The following is a 24,774-nucleotide window of genomic DNA, read 5'->3' as shown; positions in this document are numbered from 1 at the left end:
CACCTCCTCGCAGTCGGTTAGGACGGTGTGATGGGTAGCCAGACGCGCATCGTGGACGGGCCACGGCGGGCCCAGCGGTGGTACGGCACGAGCGGCACGACGATCGGCTCGGGACGCTCGGCCGTCGTGGTGCGGTCGCGGTACGGCCAGGCGGTGTCGACCGGCCGGATGGCGCGTCCCTTCACCGCGCCGGACTCGGGGGCGACCGCCGTGTCGACCTGGAGCTCGTCGAGGTCGACGCCGTCTTCCTGGTCGATCGACTCGGCGCACATGACGACCGGGCCGACCTCGACTGCGGCACACCCGCGCACGGCGTCGACACGCGGGTCGGGGAACGTCCAGCGGGGCCGCACCGGCAGCTCGAGGCGGATCTGCTCGCCGGGGGCGAAGACCCGCCGCTCGGTGTGCCGCCCGCCGCCGGCCCAGCCGGGGATGCGCAGGCTGATCTCGCGCTCCTCGGCGGCGGCCTGCGGGCCGACCTCGACGACGGTGACGGTGACGACGCCGTCCTCGGGGTAGGCGGTGTCGACGTCGAGGCGCAGCCCGGCGGCCTCGACCGACATGGGGGCGTACTGGTGGATCTGCACTCCCGCGCCGGGTCCGGACTCGGTCGCGGTGGCGTAGTAGGTGCCCAGCGACGCGGTGAGCCGCGAGACGTTCGTGAGGCAGCAGGACACCTCGAACCAGGGCGCGCGCTGCCCGCCGCCGAAGCGCAGCTGCTCGTGCTCGGCCGAGGGCGGCTCGGAGCGGGTGCGCTGGTGCAGGGTGTGCGCGTAGAAGAAGGAGCGGCCGTCGTCGGCGACCGCGGCCGCGATCACGTTGTGCAGGACCCGGTCGACGATGTCGCCGTAGCGGCTCTCGCCGGTCGCCAGCAGCAGCCGGTGGGCGAGCATGATCGTGGCGACGGCGGCGCAGGTCTCGGAGTAGGCCCGGTCCGGCGGCAGCGCGAAGTCGTCGCCGAACGCCTCGTCGAGATGGCGCGAGCCCATGCCGCCGGTGATGTAGGTGCGCCGGGCCAGCGTCCGGTCGAACTGGCGCACGACCGCGGCGAGCAGCTGCTCGTCGCCGGTCTCCACGGCCACGTCGACCGCACCGGCGGCCAGGTAGAGGGCCCGCACGGCGTGCCCTCCGAGCACGTCGGCCGAGCGCACCGGGGTGTCGTCCTGGAAGTACCGCCACCCGAACTCGTGCTCGGGGAGGCTGCGGTGCCCGCGCCGGTCGACGAACGTGGCGGCCATGTCGAGGTAGCGGCGCTCGCCGGTGACCCGGTACAGCTCCACGAGGGCGGTCTCGATCTCGGGGTGGCCGTCGAAGCCCGCCTCGGCGAACCGCTCGCAGACGTGGTCGGCGACCCGGCGGGCGATCGGCAGCAGCCCGGGGGCGGCGCCGGTGCGGTGCGCAGCCACCGCGGCCTGCAGGAAGTGCCCGGCGCAGTACAGGTCGTGGCCGAAGTGCAGGTCGCTGTAGCGCTCCGGCTGCCCCGGCCGCCCGTAGGCGGTGTGCAGGTAGCCGTCCTCGGCCTGGGCCCCGGCGATCAGCGCGCAGAGCTCCTCGAGCAGCGCGCGGTGGTCCGTGCCGCCGGGCCGGCCGGTCTCCCAGCTGGCCGCCTCGGCGAGCTTGTACACCTCGGAGTCGGAGAATTCGCGGCCGCGGCGGCGCGGGGAGGTGTCCGGATCGCGAAAGTTACCCGTCCAGCCGAGCCGGTCCAGCCAGAACTTGCAGTGCTCGATGGTTGCGGTGCCGTTGACCGCCTGCCGCTGTCCCCAGAAGCCGCCGGTGAACCGCACCTGGTGCGTCCCGACGGGCTGCAGCGCCCCGCGCGCGGGCGCGACCGGTCCCGGATGGGCCGTCACGGCCACCACCTTTCGCACAATTTCGAAAACCTTTTCGGGAATGGTGGCAGCAGCTACCGGCCGTGTCAACGGTCTATTTCGGCTCCTGTAGTCGGTGTGACAGTTGTGACGGGTCGACTTCGGTGGCTATGCTGCTCGAAAAGTTTTCGAGAGGACCGTTACGTGGGCAGAAAGCGCGCGCAGGTCACCCTGACCGACGTCGCCAAGCGGGCCGGGGTGTCGATCGCGACGGCGTCGAAGGCGCTCAACGCGCGGGGCGAGGTGGCCGCGGCGACCCGCCGGCGGGTCCAGCAGGCCGCCGAGGAGCTGTCGTTCCAGCCCAACGTGCTGGCCCGCGGCCTGATCTCGGGCAACACCCGCACGATCGGCCTGCTCACCGACGAGCTGTCCGCGGCCCGCTTCGCCATCCCGGTGCTCCTCGGCGCCGAGAACGCGCTGGGCAACGAGCAGATGAGCGTGCTGCTGTGCGACGCCCGCGGCGACGCGATCCGCCGCCGGCACTACATCCGCACCCTGCTGGCCCGCCAGGTCGACGGGTTCATCATCCTCGGCGACGCCAACGACCTGCGCCCGTCGCTGACCCGCGACATCCCGGTCCCGGTCGTCTACGCCTACTGCGAGTCCGACGACCCGTCCGACCTCTCGGTCATTGCCGACGACGCCGGCGGCGCCCGGCTGGCCGCCGAGCACCTGGTCTCGCTGGGCCGCAAGAAGATCGCGCACATCACCGGCGACCCCGGCTACCGGGCCGCCCGCGACCGCGCGGCCGCGTTCACCGAGGTCCTCGACGCGGCCGGGCTGCCGCCGGCGGGAGATCCGCTGTTCGGGCAGTGGTCGCAGCGCTGGGGCCGGCACGCGACCGCCCGCCTGCTGGCCGCGCACCCGGACGTCGACGCGATCTTCTGCGGCAGCGACCAGATCGCCTCCGGTGCCGCCGAGGCCCTGCGTGAGCTCGGCCGCGGCATCCCCGGTGACGTGGCGCTTGTCGGGTACGACAACTGGGAGGTCTTCGCCACCGAGTGCCGCCCGGCGCTGACCACCGTGGACCTCAACCTGGAGCAGCTGGGGGCGAAGGCGGTCCAGCACCTGTTCGCCGTGATCGACGGCGAGCAGCACTCCGGCGTGGTCCGCCAACCGGGCCGTCTCGTGGTCCGCGAATCGTCGGCGCTGTAGGGCCGGTCCCGAAAACCTTTCGGCCCGATTCACGGCTGCGTGGACCGGTCAAGGTCGAACGTTCGGGTGAGATCCGGGGCAGATCAGGCACGATATCGTTCCCCCGTGACCAGGGAGGCGCGGTGGTACCTCTACGCCACGACGAGTGCCGTGCTGCTGGGCGCCGCCTGGTACATGGCGCACGCGACGCTCGGCGCCGGCCCTGAGGCGGTCGCCTACGTCTTCGTGCCGATCACCGGCGGGTTCGCCGTCGCCGCCCTGCTCCACCTGGTCAGATCCGGCATCACCGACCGGGTCGCCCGCCGTTTCTGGCGGGCGATCCTCGTCTCCGGCTCGGCGATGACGCTCGGCTACGCCTGGTTCGCCCTCGACCAGCTGACCCACATCCCGGAGTCGGCGACCCGCAGCATGCCGCTGCCGGCCGCGGCCTGCGTCGCCGTCGGGTTCCTGGTCGCCATCTGGGCGGTCGGGGCCGTCCCGGTCGTGCCGGCCGGCGGCACCGAGCGCTGGCGGATCATGCTGGACCGGGCCATCGCGTTCTCCGGCTGCACGGCCGTGCTGTGGTTCGCCGGCCTGGCCCCGATGCTCTCGGCCCGCGACCCGTGGAGCCCGCAGGCGATGGTCCTCGTCGGCCTCGCGTTCATCGTCGCCGTCGGCGCGGCCACGAAGGTCTCCTACATCGCCGGCGGCCCCGTCGACCGGGCGGCGCTGCGCTTCCTGGCGGCCAGCGGCGGCGTCACCGCCGGGCTCACCGCGGTCGTCGCCGTGCACTTCGGCACCCCGGGCGCGATCCCGGCGCAGGCGTTCATCATGCCGCTGTGCCCGATGCTCGGCGCCTACGCCGCGGCCGCGCAGTGGCGGGCCAACACCCGCCGCACGCCGGCCCGGGCCGGCGGCGGCCTGCTGCCCTACCTGGCGGTCGCCGCGGCCGACGTGCCGCTCGTCGCGCTGGCGCTCGGCGCGCCGCTGTCGTGGCCGAACCGGATCGTCCTGGTCGCCGCGGTGCTGGTCACGGGGCTGGTGACGCTGCGGCAGTACTTCGCGTCGCGGGAGAACCTGCGGCTGCTGCGCAACTCCCGGTTCCAGGAGGAGCGGCTGCAGCACGAGGTAAGCCACGACGGCCTGACCGGGCTGGCCAACCGGGCCCGGTTCCGCGAGCGGCTCTCCCATGCCCTGGCCACGACCGGCCGGGCCACCGTGCTGCTTGTCGACCTCGACGACTTCAAGGCCGTCAACGACCTGCTCGGCCACGGCGTCGGCGACCGGCTGCTGGTCTCGGTGGCCGAGCTGCTGCGGGCCGAGGCGGGCCCGGGCGGGCTGCCGGTGCGGGTCGGCGGCGACGAGTTCGCGGTCCTGCTCACCGGGTCCGCCGACGACGCCGAGGCCATGGCCGCCCGGCTCCTGGCCGCACTCGACGGCCCGATCAGCGAGCACCGGCTGCTGGTCCAGGCCAGCATCGGCATCGCCACCGCCGGGCCGGGCGCGACTGTCGACACGGTCCTGCGCGACGCGGACGTGGCCATGTACGCGGCGAAGCAGCGCGGCAAGGCCGGCTGGGTCCGCTACGTCGACGGCATGGGCGAGCCGGTCCTGGCCCACATGCAGCTCGGCGGCGAGCTGCGCCGGGCGCTGGACCACGGCGAGTTCCGGGTCGTCTACCAGCCGATCGTGCGCCTGGCCGACCGGCGGGTCGTCGGCGTCGAGGCCCTGGTCCGCTGGCACCACCCGGTCCGCGGCATCGTCGGGCCGGCCGAGTTCATCCCGGCCGCCGAGCGCACCGGCCTGATCGTGCCGCTGGGCCGGTTCGTGCTGCGCGAGACGTGCCGGCAGGCGGCCCGCTGGCTGGCCGAGTTCGGCCCGGACGCGCTGGCCGAGGTCGGCCCGAACGTGTCGGCCCGCCAGCTGCACGACCCCGACTTCGTCGCCGACGTCGCCGCCGCCCTGGCCGACAGCGGCCTGCCCTGCGAGCGGCTGGTCCTGGAGGTCACCGAGTCGGCGGTGCTGCGCGGGCAGCAGGTGTCGCGGACCCTGCACGAGCTCGACCGGATGGGCATCCGCCTGGCCCTTGACGACTTCGGCACCGGCGAGTCGTCGCTGTCGCTGCTGCGGGCGTTCCCGGCGGCGATCGTGAAGCTCGACAAGTCGTTCGTCGACGGCATCGAGATCGACGACGGCCGGCCCGCGGCGGCCGATGCCCGGCAGGCGGTGGCCCGGGCGGTCATCCAGCTCGCCCACGCGCTGGGCCTGGACACGGTGGCCGAGGGGGTGGAGAGCGCCGAGCAGGCCGCGGTCCTGCGCGACCTCGGCTACACGCTGGGCCAGGGCTACCACCTGGCCGAGCCGATGCCCGCCGAGGGTGTCGCGCACCTGCTGGCCCGGCAGGCGGACCGCCGCTCAGCCGGGCTTGTGCTCGAGGTAGGCGAGCACGGCCAGGACCCGGCGGTGGGTGTCCGGTGACGCGTCGAGCCCGAGCTTGGTGAAGATCTGGGTCGTGTACTTGCTCACCGACCCCTCGCTGAGGAAGAGCCGCCTGCCGATGACGGCGTTGGACAGGCCCTGCGCCATGAGGGCGAGCACGTCCAGCTCCCGCCCGGTGAGCCCGGCCGGCGCCCGCCCCGGCGCCAGCAGCTGGGCGATGACGTCGGGGTCGACGGCGGTACCCCCGGCGGCGACCCGTCTGAGGGCGTCGACGAACTCGTCGGTGTCCGAGACGCGGTCCTTGAGCAGGTAGCCGACCCCTCCCCCGCCGGCGAGCAGCTCCCGGGCGTAGAGCTGCTGCACGTACTGCGACAGGATCAGCACCGGCAGGCCCGGGACGCGCTCCCGGGCGGTCAGCGCCGCCCGCAGCCCCTCGTCGGTGTTGGTCGGCGGCAGCCGCACGTCGACGACGGCGACGTCGGGCCGGTGGGTGAGCAGCGCCTCGAGCAGGTCGGGGCCGTTGTCGACGGCGGCGACGACCTCGAAGCCGTAGGAGTGCAGCATCCGCTCGATGCCGGTCCTCAGCAGGTAGAGGTCCTCGGCGAGGACAACGCGCACGGCACCTCCATGGTGATGACGGTGGGCCCGCCCGGCGGGGAGCCGACGGTGAGCGTACCGTCGAAGGCCCGCAGCCGCTTGCGCACGCCCGCGAGCCCGGTGCCGTTCGCGGTGTCGGCGCCGCCGATCCCGTCGTCGGTCACGGTGACGACCAGAGACTCTCCATTGTGGACAATGCCGATCTCGACGGTACTGCCCCGGGCATGCTTTGCCGCATTGGTCAGCAGTTCCGAGGCGGCGAAGTACACGGCCGACTCCAGCGGTGCGGGCAGGCGGCCGGTCAGCTGCGCGGCCACGCCCACCCGCAGCGGATGCTCGAGGGCGAGCAGCTCGAGGGCGGCGACGAGGCCCCGTTCGGTGAGCACCGGCGGCCGGATGCCGTGCACCAGGTCGCGCAGCTGGCGGACCGCGTCGGAGGCCGTGGCCCGGGCCTCGCTCAGCAGCGCGTCGGCCTCGTCGGGCCGCTCCCGCAGCGCCCGCTGGGCCAGGCTGAGCGTGAGGCCGATGGCGACGAGCCGGGCCTGGGCGCCGTCGTGCAGGTCGCGCTCGATCCGCTCGAGCTCGGCCGCCTGCGCGTCGAGGGCCTCGGCCCGGCTGTCGGTGAGCTCCCGGACGCGCTCGCCGAGCCGGGCGGTGCCGGTGGGTGCGAGCAGGACCCGCGTCCACCGCGCGTGCCGGCCGAGGCGGGACGTGAGCAGCAGGACGGTCCCGACGAGCGGGTCGGTGCCGAGCCAGGCCAGGTCCCGCCAGGTCGCCGGGTCCCGGCCGATCCAGTTGAACCACAGCGAGAGCACGGCCAGGACGCGGCGGCGGTGGTAGTCGTAGCCGGTGAAGTACCAGCCGAGATGCGCCTGTTGCAGTGGCGGGCGAGCCGCGTAGGGCGTCTCGATGCCCTGCAGCCGGCGGCTGGTCCGGGCCAGGCCGCGGCTGCCGGCCACGAGCGCGACGAGCGACGGGAAGGTGAGCGCCGAGTACAGGTGTGTGAGCGCCAGCGGCGGCAGCGCCAGCAGCAGCACCGCGGGCACCTTCAGCGCAAGCAGGCTCAGGCGTCGCACCCTTGGAACCCTAGCGCTGCGGCGGCGCGTACCAGTCCTCGCGGCTCATCGGCAGGTCCGTGCGCCCGGCCGGGGACTTCTGCAGCAGCGTCTGGTGCAGGTTGATCCGGCCCCGCCGGTAGGCGTGCTCCAGCCCGGCGAAGTAGATGCGGTAAACGCGCACGGTCCGGTCGCCGACGAGCGCGACGGCCTCGGCCTCGGCGGCGTCGAGCCGCTCCCGCCAGGCGCGGATGGTGCGGGCGTAGTGCCGGCGCAGGTTCTCGACGTCGAGGATCTCGAACCCGGCGTCCTCGGCGGCCCGCACGGTGGCGCCGATGGTCATGAGCCGGGCGTCGGGGAAGACGTAGGCGTCGAGGAACGGTGAGCCGACGGGCTCGCCGGCCTTGCCCGTCATCCCGTGGTTGAGCAGGGTCCCGCCCGGTTCGAGCAGCCGCCACACCTTGGCCAGGTACGTCCGCCACACGGCCGGGCCGAGGTGCTCGACGAGGCCGACGGAGCTGACGTGGTCGTAGCGGCGGGTGTCGTCGAGGGCGCGGAAGTCGGTCAGCTCGATGCGGCAGCGGCCGGCGAGCCCGGCGGCGGCGACGCGCTCGGCGGCCAGCTCGGCCTGGGCGGTGCTGTTGGTGACGGCGTGCACGACGGCGCCGTAGTGCCGGGCGGCGTGGATGGCCAGGCCGCCCCAGCCGCAGCCGACGTCGAGGAGCCGGTCGCCCTCGCGCAGGCGCAGCTTGCGGCAGACGAGGTCGAACTTCTGGACCTGGGCGGCGTCGAGGCTGTCGGCGTCGGTGCGGAAGTAGCCGCAGGTGTACGCCATCCACTCGTCGAGCCACAGCCGGTAGAAGTCGTTGGAGCGGCTGTAGTGGAAGTCGTTGACGCGCCTGTCGCGGGCCACGGAGTGCGCCCGTCCGCCGCGGCGGGCCCGCAGTTCCCGGGGCCGCCCGGTGCCGGCCCGGGGCAGGGTCAGCAGCAGGCGCAGCTGCCGGGCCCGCACCGCGGCCGGGACGCGGGTCTCGATGATGGTGTAGGCGACGCGCATCGCCGCGACCAGGTCGCCCTCGACGTCGATGGCGCGGGTGACGTAGGCCTCGCCGAACGTGCGGTCGTTGAGCGGGAAGAACATGGCGCGCAGCGAGCCGGGCCCGGTGAGGATGAGCTCGAACTCGGCGGGGCCGGGCGGGTCGTGGCGCCGGCCGGTCCAGTCGCGCACCGCGAAACGCCGCCCGCCGAAGTCGTCCAGGACCGCGTCGAGGACGCGGATGGTGCGCTCGGTCAGCGGGTCGCCGGCCTGGGTCCGGGGCATCGGGGCCTCCTGCGCGGGGTCGGGGGTCAGCGGGGCTGCAGGCCGTCGTCGGGGCGGTCGGCCAGGCGCAGCAGCATCTCGGCGATGTGCCTGTCGCGCACGCCCGGGGCGAGCCGGTCGGGGAACTCGGCAAGTGTCGGCTCGGCGTCGAGGCAGTCCTCCAGCAGCGACAGCATCGAGACGGCCAGCTCGCCGTGGTCGAGCCCGGCGAGGAGGGCGCCGACGGCCTCGCAGATCACGGCCGGGCGGGGCTCGACCTCGTCGCGTTCCCGGGCCGGGCTGGTGACCCATTCGCGCACGATGCCGACGAGGTCGAGGGCCGGCCAGGTCTCGTTCGCGTCCGGGGCGCAGCGGCGCAGGTCGGCGAGGGCCCGGGCGGCGACCGCGGACGTCACCACGAGCGGGCGCTGCACCCGCGCGGCCCGCATGAAGTGCAGCCCGCGCACGCAGCGCAGGTAGCCGAGGTACGTCATGAACCGGGCGAAGCGCGTGTACTCCAGCCCGCGCAGCGTCTGCAGGTCGCGCAGCCGGTGCAGGTCGCGGAAGTCCTCGGCGCTGCGGGGCACGAGCCGGTCGGGGCGCGGCGCGGTGCGCATCCGCTCGAGGTAGTCGGTGTAGGAGGAGGTGCGCTTGTCGTCGCACAGCATCGCCAGCCAGCAGCGGGCGAACAGCTGCCGGTCGCCGGGCGGGCCGGTGAACTGCCGCCGGACCAGGGCGGCGAGGGCCTCCTGGCTGCCCGGGTCGGCCAGGATCGCCGTCCAGAGCATCGCGGCCATCCGGTACTGCAGGAAGGTCCCGGTCTCCAGCCGCTCGGCCAGGTACGCGCGGCAGGCGGCGACCTCGTCCCCGGTGCCGCCCGGCCCGGCCCGTTCGAGCATCTCGACGAGCATCGCCGCGAGCGGGTAGCGGACCTGGTCGGCCGCGTCGAGCAGGCGCCGCTGGACCTCGACGGCGGCCGAGACGACCCGGGCCCCGGCCCGGTCGGTGCCGCCCAGCAGCCCGCGCCAGGCGTCAAGGGCGCTGCGGTAGCGCTCGCTGGCGTCCTTGCGGACCGGCGCGACGGTCGGGGTCAGCAGCGTGCCCAGCCGCAGCGACAGCCGCCCGGCCATCTCCATGGTCGTCGGGTGGGCGCCGAGCTGTTCCCGGATGCGGGTGAGGTCGGCCCCGGCCGGGCCGTGCGCGTCGAGCAGCGACAGCACGGTGACGCAGTAGCCCTGGACGTCGGGGGCGGCGGGCCGCGGACCGGGCCGCGGGCGGAACGCGCCGACCGGCGGGGCCCCGGCGAGCGTCATCACGGTCGGGACGAGCGGCGCGAGGGCCTCCGCGGCGTGGTGGGCGACCTCACCGGCGACCATCGCCAGCAGCGCCGTCGCCGGCTGCAGCAGCGGCCCGTCGCTGTCGATTGTCGCGGCGAGGACCTCGGTGAACACCGACAGCACGCCGGTGCGCCGCTGGGGGCGCAGCAGCAGCCCGTGCGCGGCGTGCTCGACGCGGCTGCAGACGAGCCAGTCCTGGGCCGCGTGGGCGGCGGCGTAGACGTCCAGCAGCGCGGTGCAGATGCGCCGCTGCAGGTCGCGGGTGACGGTGCCGGCGCGCACGTCGACGAGGCATTCGGCGCACAGGATCACGTCGGCCGGGGCGGGTGGGCCGGGGCCGTCGACAAGCTCGCCGAGCAGCCGGTCGGCGAGGGCGGGGCCGCCGCCGTCCAGGTCGCTGGCGCAGGCCATGGCCAGCACGAACGGCTCGCGCCACACACCGCTGTCGTCGCGGGCCAGGGTGAGCAGGGCGGTGATCCCGGCCTGCGGGTCCAGCAGCGCCTCGCGGACCAGGTAGCGGGCGGCGAAGTACTCCTGGAAGGTGCGGTGCGCGAACCCGTAGTACTCCTCGGTGCGCCGCCCGAACACGCCGCCGCGGACCCGGACCAGGTGCAGGAACGCCTCGACGGCGGGCACGGACGCGTCCTCGGCGGGCGCGTAGCGGCGGGTCGCGGCCGAGACGCTCTCCATCACGGTCGGCCGGTCGGCGAGGTTGTTGGAGTGGGCCGACTGCATGCGCACCGCGAGGGGGCCGAGCTTGGCGATCGCCGCCTCCTCGGGCACCACCGGCAGCTGTGTGGTGGTGTTACGGCTCTCCAGCATGGTCCGCACGATGGTGCCGAAGATCTCGCTGCGGCGCAGAGACAGTGCGACCTGGTTGTGGTGCATGACGGTGAGCAGGGCCAGCAGCAGCGGGTTGCCGGCCAGTTCCAGCAGCGCGGGCCGCCCGCTGATCAGGTCGCGCAGCTGGGCGATCTCGGTGGTGACGCGCTGCCGGGCCAGCTCGGGCCGGTCGGTGCGGCGGGTCAGGCGCAGGTCCGGGTCCCAGCGGCCGACGGCGTGGTTCCACTGGGTCAGGAAGGTGTCGATCTGCTCGATGCTGAAGTCGGCGATGGTGACGTGGGCGGCGGCGTCGGGGAACGCGTGCTGGTCGTAGCCGGCCAGCCGGGACGTGATGAGGATCCGGTTGAACGGCCGCCCGGACCGGGTGCCGGCCGGGGCGTAGTTGCGGGTGAACTCCCGGATCGCCCGCTGGACCGTCTTGCGCTCGGCGATGTCGCTGATCTCGTCGAGGCCGTCCATGAGCACCGTGCACGCGCCGCTGCGCAGGGCGGCGTCGAGGTAGTCGCCGACGCCGTCGATGCTCCAGGCCGCGACGGTGGTGCCGATGAACTCGCGCAGGCTGATCGGCTGCGGTGCCCGGTTCGCGCAGGCGTCGGCGTATTCGCGCAGCTGCACGAAGATCGGCACGGCCACCGGCTGCGGCGCGGTCGGCAGCGGGTCGGCGTCGCCGCGGCTGCGCCGGGCCAGGTTCAGGGCGATGCGGGCCAGCAGCGTGCTCTTGCCGGCGCCGGGCTTGCCCTGGATGACCAGGATCGGCTTCTCCGGCTCGAACTGATCCAGCACGTCGCCGAGGGAGTACCGCTCGTCGCCGCCGATCCCGCCGCGCCGCCGGTCGATCCCGGCCAGGATGCGCTCGACCTCCTCCGCCGACGGCGAGTCGAGCGCCCGGCGCAGCATCGCCCGCTCCTCGGCGCTGAGCGGATACTCGGCGACGGCCCGGCGCAGGAAGACCGGCTCCACGAAGATCTCGTCGAGGTTCACGCTGTCGGAGACGAGGCTCTCCGGGATGCCGGTCAGTGCGATCTGCTCGTGTTCCTTGATCACCCGGGTGAGGTACGCCCGGCGCACGTCGGGCGCGCGCCGCCAGACCCCCGGGTGGCTGCCGATGAACACCGCCGTGGTCACGATGCTCAGCAGCGCGACGGCCAGGACCGCTGTCGTCGGGTGGGTGAGCAGCCAGCCCAGCGGCGTTCGCTGCAGCGACCGCAGCCAGTCGGGCGGGGCCACCAGCGCCGAGGAGGCCAGGTTGCCGGCGACCTGGACGCCGATCGTGACCCACACGACCCAGCCCCAGCGCCACAGCACGACACACACCCGCTCGTAGAGGCGCCGGGCCCGCCCGCGCGGCACCCGGACCCGGCGGTTGAGCCGGCGACGATCAAGCCATCGACGAAGCTTCACCCGCACCGCCTTCGCGTCGGTGTGCTCAGCATGGCGGATCCGCGCAACAATCGACACCATGCTGCGGGCGTTCTCGGTCGCCTATTGGGTGTTCATCGCGATCACGTGTCCGATTTTCTACGTGGGCGCGGTAATTGTCGCGATGCTCGCCTGGCCCTTCGATCGCCGCCGGGTGCTGCTGCACCTCTACACGAGCGTCTGGGCGGTGTCCTACATCTGGCTGAACCCGCTGTGGCGGCTGCGGGTGAGCGGCCGCGCCGCCCTGCCGTGGCGCGGGCCCGCGGTCCTCGTCGCCAACCACGCGTCATTGATCGACATCATTGCACTATTCGCGGTGTTCCACCCGTTCAAATGGGTCTCGAAACGGGAGATCTTCAGTGTCCCGTTCATCGGCTGGAACATGCGGCTCAACGGCTACGTCGCCCTGCGCCGCGGTGACCGCGACTCGGTGCGGCACATGATGGCCACCTGCGACCGGCTGCTCGCCGCGGGCTCGCCGATCATGCTGTTCCCGGAGGGCAGCCGCACCCCGGACGGGACGCTGCAGCGCTTCAAGGACGGCGCGTTCGAGCTGGCCCGCCGCCACGGTGTGCCGGTGTTCCCGATCGCCGTGCACGGCACGGGCCGGGCGCTGCCCAAGCACGGCATGATCCTGCGCGACCAGATCGACGCCCGGATCGAGGTGCTGCCCGCGCTCGACCCGGCCGCGTTCCCCGACCTCGCCGGCCTGCGCGAGGCCACCCGCGCCGCGATCGCCGAGGCCCTGGCCGCGGCGGGTTGAGCGCAGGCCACGGCCGGCCGGGCGGGGCGCCGGCTCAGCGCGGCGAGCGGCCCGGCGGCGGCGGTGGCGGGCCGACGGCGGCGACGGGGTAAGGTCCGGGGCGGCATGAACTGATGCGAGGTGCCCCGCCGGCGACGGTGGGGAGAATCTGGGAACCCGGTGCGAATCCGGGACGGGCCCGCCGCGGTGACCGGGGAGCCGCCGCCCACACGCGTATGCGTAGCCACTGGCCCTCGCGGGCTGGGAAGGCGGGCGGTGTGGTGACGATCCGGGAGTCCGAAGACCGGCCTCGCGCTTGAGTGCCCCGGCGTGTCCGGGGCTTGAGCGCAGCGGGAGCCTGCCCATGACGCACGACCTGTACGACATCATCAACCGCCGCCGGGACGTGCGCGGCGAGTTCACCGGCGCGCCGGTGCCGGCCGAGGTCCTCGACCGGGTCCTGACCGCCGCGCACGCCGCGCCGAGCGTGGGCCTGTCGCAGCCGTGGGACTTCGTCGTCGTGCGCGACCGCGGGCTGCGCACGGCGTTCCACGGGCACGTGGCCCGGGAGCGGGAGGTGTTCGCCGCGACGCTTGACGGCGACGCGGCCGCGCGGTTCGCCCGGATCAAGATCGACGGGGTGCTCGAGTCGACGCTGTCGGTCGTCGTCACCTACGACGCCGGGCGCGGCGGGCCCGCGGTCCTGGGCCGCCACGCGATCGCCGACGCCGGCCTGTACTCGGTGTGCCTGGCCATCCAGAACCTGTGGCTCGCCGCCACGGCCGAAGGGCTCGGCGTCGGCTGGGTGTCGTTCTACCGGGAGGAGTACCTGCGCGAGCTGCTCGGCATCCCGGCCGCCGTCCGGCCCGTGGCCTGGCTCTGCCTGGGCCCGGTGAGCCGGCTCGCCGAGGTGCCGGACCTGGAGCGGCACGGCTGGCGCCGCCGCGCACCCCTGGACCAAGTCCGCCACGAGGACCGCTGGGGCGCCCGCTGACCCTGGCCGGACATACGGTGTGCCGTTCGGAGGCGTCATGGGTACCGGTGCCGCGCTGCTCAAGGCCCTCGCCCACGGGACCGCGGGGCTGCTCGCCGCCGACCCGGGACGCTCCTCGCCGGCGCACCCGGACCGGGTGCGGGCCCTCGCGCAGCGGGTGCCCGTGCGGGCCGGACGGGTCCGGGCCGGCGGTGACGAGCTGTACTACGAGGTGCGGGGCGGCGCTCACCCGCGAGTCCATCGTCCGCACCGCGCTGGCGATGCTCGACCGTGACGGGCCGGCCGGGCTCTCGATGCGCAAACTCGGCGCCGAGATCGGCGTCAGGGTCGCTTGGACGGTGGCGGATGCCGCTCGGGTGGGTCAGGCCGGTTCGGCCAGCCAGACGGTGCGGGCGGCGCGGACGGTGAGGTCGCTGCGGTGGCGGACGGACTTGGGGCCGTCGTCGGCGACCAGGGCGGTCAGGGCCTCGACGTCGGCCGGGTCGAGGTCGTCGGCCAGGCCGTCGCGGGTGCGGCGCAGCGACGACTGGGCGTAGCGGGCGGCGGCCTCCGGCAGGGGCTGGGTGAGGGTGACCTCGAAGCGGCGTTCGACGCGGATCTTCAGGCCGGCCGCGGCGAGCAGGACGTCCCAGTCGGCGCCCAGGTGTGGCATGTCCTGCTCGCGGCGGCGGGTCATCGCGCGGTGGGTGCGCTCCTCGAGGCCGTCGCCGGGTGGCAGGAAGCGCGGGAACGAGTCGAGCTCCGACATGGCCAGCAGGCCGCCGGGGGCCAGGGCGGCGCGGATGTCGCGCAGGACCCGGGGCGGGTCGGCCATGTGGTGCATGGAGTTGGCGGCCCAGATCAGGTCGAGGCCGTCGAGCTCGGCGGGCCAGCCGCTGTCCAGGTCGGCCTGGAGGGTGCGGACCCGGGCCTGCAGGCCGCGGGCGGTGGCGTTCGCGGTCAGGCGGTGCAGCATGGCGGCGTCGCTGTCGACTGCGATGACGGTGGCGGTGTCGAACTGGGCCAGCAGCTCCAGGGTGCCGGCGCCGGTGCCCGCGCCGAGGTCGGCGATCCGGGCGGCCGGCCCCTGCGAGCGGACCCAGGCGACGATGCCGGCGTGGTAGTCGTGCAGGACCTCGGCGTCGAGCTCCAGCAGCTCGGCCAGGCCCTCGCTGTGCCCGTGCTGGTGGCCGTGCCCGTGCTGCCCGTGCTGCTCCTGGTGGCCGTGCCCGTGCTGTCCGTCCTGCGCGTGGCCGGGCTGCTCATGGGCATCGCCGGGCTGCTCGTGCGGGTGCTGGTGCTCGGGTCCGTGGTGGTGACCGTGCGTCATACGGCGACTGTAGCCAGACCTTGCCGCAATCGCATAGCATCTTGCGTATGAAGCAAGACGGGGATGGGGATCTCGACGCGCTCGTGCGCAGCCGGATCCGGGGGCTGCGCAGCGCGCTGGGCATGTCCCTCGACGACCTCGCGGCCGCCTGCTACCTGAGCCCGTCGACGCTGAGCCGGATCGAGACCGGGCACCGGCGGATCAGCCTCGACCAGCTCACCGCCATCGCCCGGGCCCTCGGCACGTCGCTCGACGCGCTCGTCGAGTCCGGCGACGCGGACGTGGTGATCCGGCCCCGCCACGACGCCGAGCGGGGGATGACCACGTGGACGCTGCGGCACGAGGCGGGCCCCGGCGGCACCACCGTCGCGAAGATGCGGATCGACCGGCCCGTCGCCGGACCGGACCAGCTCAAGGCCCACCCCGGCTTCGAGTGGTTCACGGTCCTGAGCGGCACGATCGCGCTGCGCCTCAACGAGCGGCTCATCCTCGTCGAGGCGGGCGAGGCGGCCGAGTTCGACACGATGGTCCCGCACGCGTTCGGGTCGAAGGGCGGGCCGGCCGAGATCCTCGGCATCTTCGACCACGGCGGCCGCCGCACCCACCTGCGGAAACTAGATTGAGTCCCAGGGCACGGCGGTGAACTCCCGCTCGACGCGGTGCATCAGGCCGGCGTCGACGGTGAACTCGACGTCGTCGATGCGGGCCACCGCCGTCACGCCTATCGAGTTGGTGGTGAACGCCGAGCGGAACGCCCCGAGGCCGCCGAGGTCGACCCGGGCCCGCCGGGACGGCAGCCGCGGCTCCAGCAGCTGCATCTCGATCCCCGGCAGGTGCGGCCCGGTCGGCCAGGTGACAGTGGTGCCGTCGAAGAACGCGATGTTCGCGATCGCCGACTCACACACCGCGCCCGTGCGGTCGGTCAGCAGCGCGTCGTCGAAGCCCTCGGCCTCCGCCCGCAGGCCGAAGTAGATCTGGCCGAAGCCGCCGACGTGCTTGAGGTGCGCCGCGGGCCGCTCGTAGGGCACGGACCGCAGCCGCAGCGGCGACGCGGGCGGCGACGCCGGGGGCCGGACGAAGATCATGACGGTCGGGCCCGGGTACACGTTCACCCGCACGGACGCGTCGGGCACGTCGCGCAGCGCGTGGCGCAGCCACCCCCGGACCTGCCCGGTGTCCAGGTCCGCGCCGAGCAGCTCCCGGGTCTGCGCCGACAGCCGCGTCAGGTGCAGGTCCAGGCCGCGGGCCCGACCGGCGCGCACCTGCAGCGCGGTGAAGTGCCCGAAGTTGGCCAGCAGCGGCCCGTACAGCTCATCGAGGGTGGGTTCGCGGCCGTCAAGCTCCACCCTGATCAGTTCCACGGTCGCCAACCATAGTGCGGGCGAACTCCTCCAGATCCAGCCGGGCGAGCATCCGCGTGCCGATCTTCACCAGAGGGCTGCCGGCCAGCGACTGCGGCGCGGGCGTGCCGTCGGCGACGCGCTCCTCCCACGTCGACTCCTCGATCGCCCGCAGCCCCGGCACGATGAACCCGACCCCGGTGACCAGCAGCACCCGGGCCGCCGCCGGGTCGATCTGCGCCGCCTCGCCGAGCAGCGCCGGCAGGTCCACCAGCGGCACCGACGTGCGGTGGTGCGTGAACACCCCGCGCAGCGGGCCGCCGCCCACGAACGGGATCACGTCGCCCGGATACGGCACGATCTCCGCGATCTGCGTCAGCGGCGTCGCCACCTCCGGGCCGGCCAGATACGTCAGGTACTTGCGGGCCCGGTATTCGATGACCCGGCCGTCCTGCGGGGGCGGCTCGTCGGCCCGGGTGTCACGCTTCGGCGCCGCCGCCCGCCCCGCCACCGGCGTGCCCAGCGCGGCGAGCGTGCCCAGCTCCCCGTCGGCCCGCAGCCGCGACCCGTCGATGACCAGATACGAGCCGCCGTCCTGGCCCGGCAGGATCCCGACGGCGAAGTCCGACGACGGCAGCCCGAAGTCCGGCACCGCCAGCACGTCACCGTCGGCCACCGACACGATCGACACGACCTCCGTCACCGCGAACGTCAGAATCCCCCGCTCGTAGGCCAGGGCCACGCCCCGCTTCACGTCGATCGGCGCGAGCGCGCCCAGGCCCAGCACGGCCAGAGCGTCGACGGTCGGGACGTAATGGTCGCCGAGCTCGATGACGCCGTGGACGATCCCGCCGTCGATCGGCGAGGACTTCAGCACCAGCTCGGGCACGACCGAGTGGATGTGCGAGACGTCGATGCACAGGCCGATCTCCCCGGCCCGCAGCAGCATCATCATCCGGCTCGTGGCGGTACCCCCGACGCGCCCTTGCTCCTGGGCCTGCGCCACCGCACCGGACGGGCCGCCCGTGTCGCTGGCCAGCACCATCCCCGGCAGCCGGGTGATGGCCGCGCAGTCCAGCACACACACCACCGCCCCGTCGTCGGCCCGCTCGAACGTGCTCGCGAACACCTGCGGCAGCTCGACGTTCACCGACATGCCCAGCCGCTCGCGCTCCTCCACGTGCACCACGCCGCGGACCCCGCTGGCCAGCAGCCCGAACACCGAACCGGCGTAGGCGGCCACCACCACGATCTCCGGCTGCGCCGGCGAGTCGACACCCACCATCCGCCGCAGGTCCAGCACCGGGATCACCTGATGGCGCAGCATCACCGCACCGACGAGCCCCGGCGCCGAGGCCATCAGCGGGTTGAACGACGCCGGGCACGGGATGACCTCGCGCAGCTCCGACAGCGGCAGGGCGACGTGGACCTCCGCGACCGTGAACACCCCGTAGAGGATCGCGCTCACCTCGTCACTGGTCCAGACCGACCTCGGCCGACGGCGCCGCCCCCACCAGGTCACCGATGAGCGAGTTCACCGTCCGCGACGCGTCCTGCTGCATCTGCGTCTGCGTCACGATGTGATGGATCGACTCGGCCGTCTTGCCGACGCTGCGCAGGATCTCCTCGAACGCGTCCTGCGCCCGCTGCGCCACCTGGGAGCCCTGGTTGATCCGCGTCGCCGACTCCTGGATCAGCCGGCTGATCTCCCGCGCCGAGTCCGACGAGCGCTCCGCCAGCTTGCGCACCTCCCCGGCCACCACCGAGAAGCCCACCCCGTGCTCACCGGCCCGGGCCGCCTCGATGGAGGCGTTGAACGCCAGCAGGTTCGTCTGCGACGCGATCTCCCCGATCACCTGGACGATCCCGGCGATCTGATCCGACGAGCGCTCCATCAGGTCGATCGCCTCGATCGACTTGCGCAGCTCCTCGAAGCCCCGCTGCGCGTTCGTCTGCGTCTCCCCGGCCAGCTCACTGGCCTGCCCCGCATTGCCGACGATCGTCGCGATCGACGTCGACAGCTCGTCGATCGCCTTGCTCATGTCCCGCGTCTTCACGCTCAGCTGCTGCTCGAGCTCCACCTGCTGGGTCACGTCGGTCGCGAACTTGATGACCTTCACCGGATCGCCCTTGAGGTCGAAGATCGGGTTGTACGTCGCCGACAGGTACACGTCGCGCCCGTACTTGCCGACCCGGTGGAAGCGGCCGCTGAGGATCTCGCCGCGCCCCAGCCGCAGCCAGAAGTCGCGGTACTCCTGCGACGTCACATAGTCCTGCGTGCAGAACATGCTGTGGTGCTGCGCCACGATCTCCCGCATCGAGTAGCCCATCGTGCGCAGGAAGTTGTCGTTCGCCGTCAGCACATTGCCGTCCAGGTCGAACTCGATCACCGCCTGGGCCCGGTTGATCGCCGCGACCTTGCCCTCGAACTCCGCCGTGCGCAGCTTCGCCTGCGTCACGTCCGACGCGAACTTCACGATCTTGTAGGGCCGGCCGTCCAGATCCAGGATCGGGTTGTACGTCGCCTGGATCCACACCTCGCGGCCGTCCTTGCCGACCCGCTTGTACTCCCCCGAGTCGAACTCGCCCCGCTTCAACCGGTCCCAGAAGTCCTGGTACTGGTCCGACGCGGCGTCCTGCGCATCCACGAACAGCTTGTGGTGGCGGCCCCGGATCTCGTCCAGGCTGTAGCCGAGCAGGTCCAGGAAGTTGCGGTTCGCGTCCAGGATGATCCCGTTCGTGTCGAACTCGATCACCGCCTGGGCCCGCGCGATCGCCGCGACCTTCCCCTCGAACTCCCCGTTGCGCTGCTTCGCCTCCGTCACGTCGGTGGCGAACTTGACCACCTTGTACGGGCGGCCCTCCAGGTCGAAGATCGGGTTGTACGTCGCCTGCAGCCACACCTCCCGGCCGCCCTTGCCGACCCGCTTGTACTCCCCCGACTCGAACTCCCCGCGGCTCAGCCGCGCCCAGAACTGCCGGTAGTCCTCCGACGCCGCCGTCGTCGGGTCCACGAAGATCCGGTGGTGCTTGCCCTTGAGCTCGTCGGCGCTGCCGTAGTTCATCGTCTCCAGGAAGTTGCGGTTCGCCGACAGGATCATCCCGTCCAGGTCGAACTCGATCACCGCCTGCGCACGGTCGATGGCCGCGACCTTGCCCTCGAACTCCGCGTTCTTGTGCTTGGAGTCGGTGATGTCGGTCGCGTACTTCACCACCTTGTACGGCCGGCCGTCCAGATCGAAGATCGGGTTGTAGCTGGCCTGCAGCCACACCTCCCGGCCGTTCTTGCCGAAGCGCTTGTACTCCCCCTGCTCGAACTGCCCCTTCGCCAGGCGCTGCCAGAACCCGCGGTACCCGTTCGAGCGCCCCTCCTCCTCACCCACCAGCATCTTGTGCTGCTGGCCGATGAGCTCGTCCGGCTCGTACCCGGTCACGTTGCAGAAGTTGCGGTTGACCGCCCTGATGGTGCCGTCGAGGTCGAACTCGATCACCGCCTGCGCGCGGTCGACCGCCGCGACCTTCCCCACGAACTCGGCCGCGGTCAGCTTCGACTCCGTCACGTCGAGCGCATACTTCACGACCTTGTACGGGCGGCCCTCCAGGTCGAATATCGGGTTGTACGTCGCGCGCAGCCACACCTCGCGCCCGCCCCGGCCGATGCGCTTGTACTCCCCGCTCTCCACCTCACCCGCGGCGAGACGGGCCCACATCTCCGCGTACTCCTTGCTGTTGGCCGTCGCCTCCTCCACGAACATGCGGTGGTGCTGGCCCACGATGTCGCCGAGCGAGTACCCGGTCAGCTCCAGGAAGTTCTCGTTCGCGGTGAGGATCTCGCCGTTGAGGTCGAACTCGATGACCGACTGCGCCCGGTCCACCGCGGCGTACTTCCCGCGCAGCTCGGCCACGAGCCGCCTGTCGTTCGTGATGTCGTACGCGGTGATCAGGATCGCCTCGGTCTCGCGCCCCTTGCCCCCGACCGGCCCGCAGTTGAACCGCAGCCACCGCTGCCGCCCGCCGCTGTCGACGATCGAGTTCACCTGCTCGACGAACTTGTGCGCCCGCGCGGCGTCCAGCAGCTGATCGACCGTCTGCGACTGCAGCTTCCAGAGATCCTCGAGCCGCTTGCCGACGATCTCCTCGATCGGCAGGTCGGTCGTCTCCAGCACCCGGTCGTTGACCGAGATCACCGAGCCGTTCTTGGCGTTGAGGACGATGACCAGCCGCTCCTGGACGAGCAGCGCCAGGGACGCCTCGGCCAGGGCCGGCGTCGGATAGTCGATGACGAGACCGGTGGACTCGGGCACAGGTTGCTCCTCGGGTGCCGCGACGGTGCGTTGCACCAGCCTGTTCGGCGCAGCACGGATGGTCTTGAGGCAAACCACACCGCGCCCTGCGGCCTAGGAAGCTAGGTCACAGATCCAGCGGCTCGATGACGTTGGCCCGGGCGTGCTGGTAGATGACGGAGCTGCGGAACCCGACGATCTCCTTGCGCTGGCTGAACTTGTCCATGAGGAAGGCGTGCAGGCTCTCGACGCCCGGGACGGCCACGTGGACCAGGAAGTCGTCGCCGCCGGTGAGGACGAAGAAGGACAGGACCTCCGGGAGGGTGCCGAGGTAGGCCTTGAACGCCTCGATCACCTGGCGGCTGAGCGGGCGGACCTGGACGTGCAGCAGCGCCTGCACGTGCCGGTTGAGGGCCGGGAGGCTGATCTCGGCGTGGAAGCCGGTGATGACACCCCGCTCGCGCAGGGCCCGGACGCGCTCCAGGCACGTCGACGGGGCGATGCCGACCGCGGCGGCCAGATCCCGGTTCGTCTGGCGGGCATCGCGCTGCAGCGCGGCGACGATCGCCGCATCAAGTTCGTCCACGGGCGGGATTGTAGGCCCGGTGCCGAACGATGTTCGGCGACGGCCGAATCCGGGAATCGTCCGTCCTACCTTGAGCGCATGGAGCACGAACGAGTCGTCATTCGCCGCGGGGTCCGCAGCGGCGCCGTCATCATCATCGCCATCCACTCGACGGCCCGGGGGCCGGCCCTGGGCGGGTGCCGGATCAAGCGGTACCCGGACTGGCGCGACGGGCTCGAGGACGCCCTGCGCCTGTCGGCGGCCATGACCGCGAAGTGCGCGGCGGCCGGGCTCGCGCACGGCGGCGGCAAGACCGTCGTCGTCGGCGAGCGCGGCGCCGGGGTGCTCCACGACGTCGGCGACCTGGTCGAGGAGCTCGGCGGCGCCTACGCGACCGGGCCCGACGTCGGCACCGGCCCGGACGACATGGAGGAGATCGCCACCCGCACGACGCACGTCTTCTGCCGCCCGTCCGCGTCCGGCGACTCCTCCCCCGCCACCGCGGCCGGCGTCCTGGCGGCGCTGCGGGTCATCGGCGGGACGAGCTTCGCGGTGATGGGCCTGGGCCACGTCGGCGCGCTGGTGGCCGGCCGGCTCCTCGACGCCGGGCACCGCGTGGTCGTGTCCGACGTCGACGAGTCGAAGCGGGCGCTGTTCCCGGCGGCCGAGTGGTTGGCGCCCGAGCGGGTCCTGGAGGCCGACGTCGACGTGCTGGTGCCGGCCGCGCTCGGCGGCATCCTGACCCCGGCGTCGGTGCCGCGGCTGCGCTGCCGGGCGGTCGCCGGGCCGGCCAACAACCAGCTCGACGGCCCGGAGACGGCCGAGCTGCTGCGCGCCCGCGGGATCGTCTGGGCGCCCGACCACGTCGTCAGCGCGGGCGGGGTCATCTACGCGACGGAGGTCGAGCTGCACGGCTCGGCCCCCGCCGCGGCGATGGCCCGGGTCGAGGCGATCGGCGACACGCTGCGCCGGCTCCTCGACCGGGGTTAGGAGACGGTGATGTTCTGGAAGGCCGCGGTGCCCGCGTAGGCGTTGACGCCCAGGTAGCCGCCGGTGTACGCGGTGTCGGTGGCGTCGATGACCCTGGCGCCGTCGAGGTACACGGTGAAGGCGGACCCCTGCGCGACGACCTTCAGGTGGTAGGTGCGGCCCTCCTGGACGGCCGTCGGGTAGGTCGCGATGTCGCGGCCCGGGCGCCAGAGCTTCACGACGCCGCTCGTGTCCACATTGGCCGTGTAGTGCTGGGTGGCGTCCGCGCTGGAGCGCAACGTGAGGGCGGCGGCGACGCCGTTGACGACCCGCACGTCGGCCTCGTAGGTGCCGTTCGTGAACGTCGAGCCGCTCAGGTAGAAGGCGTCGCCCGGGGCGCTCGCGTGCAGCCCGGCGCCCGGGACCGTCCAGCCGCCGCCCACCGGGTGCCACGGGCCGGCCAGGTTGGTGCGCAGGCCGGGGCCGTTCACCGTCGGGTTGGCCACGACCCCGGTGCCGTGGAAGACGTTCAGGCCCAGGCGGCCCGCGGTGTAGGCGGTGTCGGTGGCGTCGATGACCGGGGTGGTGCGGTGGTCGAGGTACACCTGGATCCTCGGGCCCGCGGCCACGACCTTCAGGTGGTAGAAGCGGCCGGTGGCGATGGGCGTGGCGTACGTGGCGATCTCGCGGCCCGGCCGCCACAGCTTCACCACGCCTGACGTGTCCACGTTCGCCGAGTAGCCGTCGCGGAACGTCAGGGCCGCGGCAGTACCGCTGACGACCTGCACGTCGCCCTCGTAGGTGCCGTCGGTGAACGTGGTGGCGCTCAGGTAGAACGCGTCGCCGGTGGCGGTGCCCCGCTTGCCGCCGGCCACGTCCGTCCACGCGCCGCCGGTCGCGGTCCACGGGCCGGCCAGGTTGCCCTCGAGGGTCGCCTCGCCGGTGCCCCAGGACCGGCCCAGGCGGTAGAACTGCAGGGACACGAGCGTGACCGATCCGCCGGTCGAGTACACCTGCAGGCCCTGGCTCGTCGCGGCGGAGTCGAAGTTCACGTTGTCGCTCACGGACAGCCGGCCGTCGTTGCCGAACACCTCGAGCTGGCCGCGGTCGACAAGCACGCGCATCCGCACGCGGCCGTTCACGGCGCTCAGCGGCCGTCCGTAGAGCGTGGCGGCGGCCCGGTCGTAGGTGACCGCGCGATCGTAGGTGCCGTCCGCACGGGTGTGCAGCTTCAGGCCGAACGTGCTCGCCGTGGCGCCCGCGACGTCGAACTCCGCGCTCACCTCATAGGTGTCGGCGGACGCGACACCGAGCGGGCTGTTCGCATCGACTGCCCGGTTGGTGTACGTCACCCCGCCCGATCGCAGCGAGGAGAGCTCGCGGATCGGCGTGCGGGTGAGGCGTACACCCTCGGGAAAGGTCCGCAGCGCCAGCTCCGCGGGGAACGTCTGGTCGCCCGTCCACGTGCTGCCGTGATTGCCGGGCTGCCAGCTCATCTGGATGCGCCGCCCGTCCGGGACCCCGGTGAAGGTCTGGCCGGCGTAGAACGTGCCGCCGGGGTCGTTGGCGCCCAGGTCCATCCGCTGCGGCGACGCCCAGTCGGAGTGGAACGCGGTGCCGTCGAAGCTGCCGATGGTGTACTCCCCCGAGGCGTCGGTGAGCACCCACTTCGTCGCGCCACCGTCCACGGCGAGCGGGAACATGTCGGGGCACTCGAAGAACCAGCCGGCGGCGAAGCGGCTGCGGTACGTCCAGTCGAGCAGGTTCGTGGACGTGTAGAAGGAGGCGCCGTTCCCGCCGCCGTCGCTGCCGGCATCGTTCCAGACGACCATGACGAAGCGGCCGGAGGCGGCGTGCCAGAACACGTGCGGGTCCCGGCTGATGCCGCCGGGCACGGCGACCTTGCGGCCGTGGTCGAAGGTCTGGAACGTGCGCGCCCCGTCGGTGCTGTAGTGCACGGTGACGCCGTTCGTGCCGGAGAACATCACGATCGGGTCGTCGTCGCCGCGCTTGAGGCCTGTGACGTTCGCGGTGTCCACGACGGCGTTGCCGGACCACAGGTCGCCCGCGTGGACGCCCGGCTCGAGGGCGATCGGGCGCTGCGTCCAGTGGACCATGTCGGGGCTCGTGGCGTGGCCCCAGTGCATGGTGTCCCAGGCCAGGCCGTGCGGGTTGTGCTGGAAGAACAGGTGGTAGGTGCCGCGGTAGTAGACCATGCCGTTCGGGTCGTTCATCCAGCCCGACAGCGGGCTGAAGTGGAACTGGCCGCGCAACGGCTCGTCGTAGGCGGCGGTGCCGGCCGGGGTGGCCGGGTAGGGGTACTCGGGATAGTCGGCGGCGGTGCCCGCGGCGGCCGGCGCCGGCGGCAGGGCGGCCAGGGTAGCCACGGCGAGCAGCACGGCCGCGGCGCAGATCAGCAGGCGTCTCATCTTCGTCCTCCCGGTGGCGGTCGGGGAACTGCTGACAACGTTGTCAAAGACGTCCGACCGCAGCCGTTTCCACATGCTGTGGCCGGGGGCGTCAACGTTGTCAGTCTTCGCCACGTGACGACGCCGGTCAATATGTGCGGGCCGGACC

Annotated in this window: 18 protein-coding genes and 1 riboswitch; of the genes, 7 read left to right on the top strand and 11 right to left on the bottom strand. The window is 73.0% G+C overall.

The window, feature by feature from the left end:
* Nucleotides 1-17: 17 nt before the first annotated feature.
* The gene (locus tag Dvina_RS22375) at nt 18-1,853 is read right to left on the bottom strand and encodes a glycoside hydrolase family 127 protein (protein ID WP_246656369.1); all 1,836 of its coding nucleotides are present in this window, start codon (nt 1,851-1,853) and stop codon (nt 18-20) included.
* Nucleotides 1,854-2,015: 162 nt separating this feature from the next.
* On the opposite strand from Dvina_RS22375, the gene Dvina_RS22370 reads away from it, so the two are divergent.
* Together Dvina_RS22370 and Dvina_RS22365 are read left to right on the top strand one after the other, a co-directional pair.
* Complete coding sequence (locus Dvina_RS22370; protein ID WP_223104414.1) at nt 2,016-3,026, top strand: LacI family DNA-binding transcriptional regulator; 1,011 nt, start codon at nt 2,016-2,018, stop codon at nt 3,024-3,026.
* Nucleotides 3,027-3,131: 105 nt separating this feature from the next.
* Entirely contained in the window at nt 3,132-5,483 is a 2,352-nt protein-coding gene (locus Dvina_RS22365; RefSeq protein ID WP_246656368.1) for a putative bifunctional diguanylate cyclase/phosphodiesterase, read from the top strand.
* Here the strand turns inward: Dvina_RS22365 and Dvina_RS22360 are convergent.
* From Dvina_RS22360 to Dvina_RS22345, 4 genes are read right to left on the bottom strand one after another with little or no spacing between them, the layout of a single operon-like run.
* Entirely contained in the window at nt 5,421-6,062 is a 642-nt protein-coding gene (locus tag Dvina_RS22360; protein ID WP_223104413.1) for a response regulator transcription factor, read from the bottom strand. The genes Dvina_RS22365 and Dvina_RS22360 overlap by 63 nt on opposite strands.
* Nucleotides 6,026-7,117: a sensor histidine kinase gene (locus Dvina_RS22355; RefSeq protein ID WP_223104412.1), complete on the bottom strand. Its 1,092-nt coding sequence runs from the start codon at nt 7,115-7,117 to the stop codon at nt 6,026-6,028. The genes Dvina_RS22360 and Dvina_RS22355 overlap by 37 nt, the downstream gene beginning before the upstream one ends.
* Before the next feature lie 10 nt (nt 7,118-7,127).
* Nucleotides 7,128-8,417, bottom strand: a complete 1,290-nt coding sequence (locus tag Dvina_RS22350; protein ID WP_223104411.1) for an SAM-dependent methyltransferase — start codon at nt 8,415-8,417, stop codon at nt 7,128-7,130.
* Nucleotides 8,418-8,443: 26 nt separating this feature from the next.
* On the bottom strand, nt 8,444-12,037 hold the full coding sequence (locus tag Dvina_RS22345; RefSeq protein ID WP_223104410.1) for an NACHT domain-containing protein: 3,594 nt from the start codon (nt 12,035-12,037) through the stop codon (nt 8,444-8,446).
* Between Dvina_RS22345 and Dvina_RS22340 the strand changes: the two genes are divergently transcribed.
* From Dvina_RS22340 to Dvina_RS22330, 3 genes are all read left to right on the top strand, one after another.
* The gene (locus Dvina_RS22340; protein WP_223104409.1) at nt 12,036-12,758 is read left to right on the top strand and encodes a lysophospholipid acyltransferase family protein; all 723 of its coding nucleotides are present in this window, start codon (nt 12,036-12,038) and stop codon (nt 12,756-12,758) included. The genes Dvina_RS22345 and Dvina_RS22340 overlap by 2 nt on opposite strands.
* Nucleotides 12,759-12,859: 101 nt before the next feature.
* Nucleotides 12,860-13,064, top strand: a riboswitch (cobalamin riboswitch).
* A 37-nt stretch (nt 13,065-13,101) separates the two neighbouring features.
* On the top strand, nt 13,102-13,731 hold the full coding sequence (bluB, locus tag Dvina_RS22335) for a 5,6-dimethylbenzimidazole synthase (protein WP_223104408.1): 630 nt from the start codon (nt 13,102-13,104) through the stop codon (nt 13,729-13,731).
* A 37-nt stretch (nt 13,732-13,768) separates the two neighbouring features.
* The gene (locus Dvina_RS22330) at nt 13,769-14,005 is read left to right on the top strand and encodes a hypothetical protein (RefSeq protein WP_223104407.1); all 237 of its coding nucleotides are present in this window, start codon (nt 13,769-13,771) and stop codon (nt 14,003-14,005) included.
* Nucleotides 14,006-14,092: 87 nt separating this feature from the next.
* Here Dvina_RS22330 and Dvina_RS22325 read toward each other — a convergent pair whose 3' ends face one another.
* Entirely contained in the window at nt 14,093-15,040 is a 948-nt protein-coding gene (locus tag Dvina_RS22325) for a class I SAM-dependent methyltransferase (RefSeq protein ID WP_223104406.1), read from the bottom strand.
* 47 nt (nt 15,041-15,087) lie between these two features.
* Here Dvina_RS22325 and Dvina_RS22320 point away from each other — a divergent pair, with 47 nt between their 5' ends.
* Nucleotides 15,088-15,663 (top strand): helix-turn-helix domain-containing protein, encoded by a 576-nt coding sequence (locus tag Dvina_RS22320; RefSeq protein ID WP_223104405.1) that lies wholly within the window; start codon nt 15,088-15,090, stop codon nt 15,661-15,663.
* On the opposite strand, the gene Dvina_RS22315 is transcribed toward Dvina_RS22320, so the two are convergent.
* From Dvina_RS22315 to Dvina_RS22300, 4 genes are all read right to left on the bottom strand, one after another.
* A complete protein-coding gene (locus Dvina_RS22315; protein ID WP_223104404.1) occupies nt 15,655-16,401 on the bottom strand; it encodes an aminotransferase class IV in 747 nt (248 codons plus the stop codon). The two genes, Dvina_RS22320 and Dvina_RS22315, sit on opposite strands and share 9 nt — an antisense overlap.
* A complete protein-coding gene (locus Dvina_RS22310; RefSeq protein ID WP_223104403.1) occupies nt 16,376-17,848 on the bottom strand; it encodes a chemotaxis protein CheW in 1,473 nt (490 codons plus the stop codon). Before Dvina_RS22310 ends, Dvina_RS22315 begins: the two co-directional genes overlap by 26 nt.
* A gap of 4 nt (nt 17,849-17,852) precedes the next feature.
* A complete protein-coding gene (locus tag Dvina_RS22305) occupies nt 17,853-20,684 on the bottom strand; it encodes a methyl-accepting chemotaxis protein (RefSeq protein WP_281428399.1) in 2,832 nt (943 codons plus the stop codon).
* A 106-nt stretch (nt 20,685-20,790) separates the two neighbouring features.
* Nucleotides 20,791-21,249, bottom strand: coding sequence for an Lrp/AsnC family transcriptional regulator (locus Dvina_RS22300; protein ID WP_223104402.1), 459 nt, complete (start codon nt 21,247-21,249; stop codon nt 20,791-20,793).
* A 78-nt stretch (nt 21,250-21,327) separates the two neighbouring features.
* Between Dvina_RS22300 and Dvina_RS22295 the strand changes: the two genes are divergently transcribed.
* Nucleotides 21,328-22,218 carry a Glu/Leu/Phe/Val dehydrogenase dimerization domain-containing protein gene (locus Dvina_RS22295; RefSeq protein ID WP_223104401.1) on the top strand — a complete coding sequence of 297 codons (891 nt, stop codon included), beginning with the start codon at nt 21,328-21,330 and terminating at the stop codon, nt 22,216-22,218.
* On the opposite strand, the gene Dvina_RS22290 is transcribed toward Dvina_RS22295, so the two are convergent.
* The gene (locus tag Dvina_RS22290; protein WP_223104400.1) at nt 22,215-24,626 is read right to left on the bottom strand and encodes a glycoside hydrolase family 32 protein; all 2,412 of its coding nucleotides are present in this window, start codon (nt 24,624-24,626) and stop codon (nt 22,215-22,217) included. The genes Dvina_RS22295 and Dvina_RS22290 overlap by 4 nt on opposite strands.
* Nucleotides 24,627-24,774 lie beyond the last annotated feature (148 nt).

Source organism: Dactylosporangium vinaceum, assembly GCF_019904175.1.
Lineage (GTDB): Bacteria > Actinomycetota > Actinomycetes > Mycobacteriales > Micromonosporaceae > Dactylosporangium > Dactylosporangium vinaceum.
The sequence above is the reverse complement of the archived record's forward strand: the minus strand, read 5'-3'. Positions and strand labels throughout refer to the sequence as shown.

Bases quoted from the DNA above. Each gene is read 5' to 3' on its own strand.
- bluB (WP_223104408.1), top strand. From the start codon at position 13,102: ATGACGCACGACCTGTACGACATCATCAACCGCCGCCGGGACGTGCGC.
- Dvina_RS22325 (WP_223104406.1), bottom strand. From the start codon at position 15,040: ATGACGCACGGTCACCACCACGGACCCGAGCACCAGCACCCGCACGAG.
- Dvina_RS22350 (WP_223104411.1), bottom strand. From the start codon at position 8,417: ATGCCCCGGACCCAGGCCGGCGACCCGCTGACCGAGCGCACCATCCGC.
- Dvina_RS22340 (WP_223104409.1), top strand. From the start codon at position 12,036: ATGCTGCGGGCGTTCTCGGTCGCCTATTGGGTGTTCATCGCGATCACG.
- Dvina_RS22330 (WP_223104407.1), top strand. From the start codon at position 13,769: ATGGGTACCGGTGCCGCGCTGCTCAAGGCCCTCGCCCACGGGACCGCG.
- Dvina_RS22290 (WP_223104400.1), bottom strand. From the start codon at position 24,626: ATGAGACGCCTGCTGATCTGCGCCGCGGCCGTGCTGCTCGCCGTGGCT.
- Dvina_RS22345 (WP_223104410.1), bottom strand. From the start codon at position 12,037: ATGGTGTCGATTGTTGCGCGGATCCGCCATGCTGAGCACACCGACGCG.
- Dvina_RS22320 (WP_223104405.1), top strand. From the start codon at position 15,088: ATGAAGCAAGACGGGGATGGGGATCTCGACGCGCTCGTGCGCAGCCGG.
- Dvina_RS22295 (WP_223104401.1), top strand. From the start codon at position 21,328: ATGGAGCACGAACGAGTCGTCATTCGCCGCGGGGTCCGCAGCGGCGCC.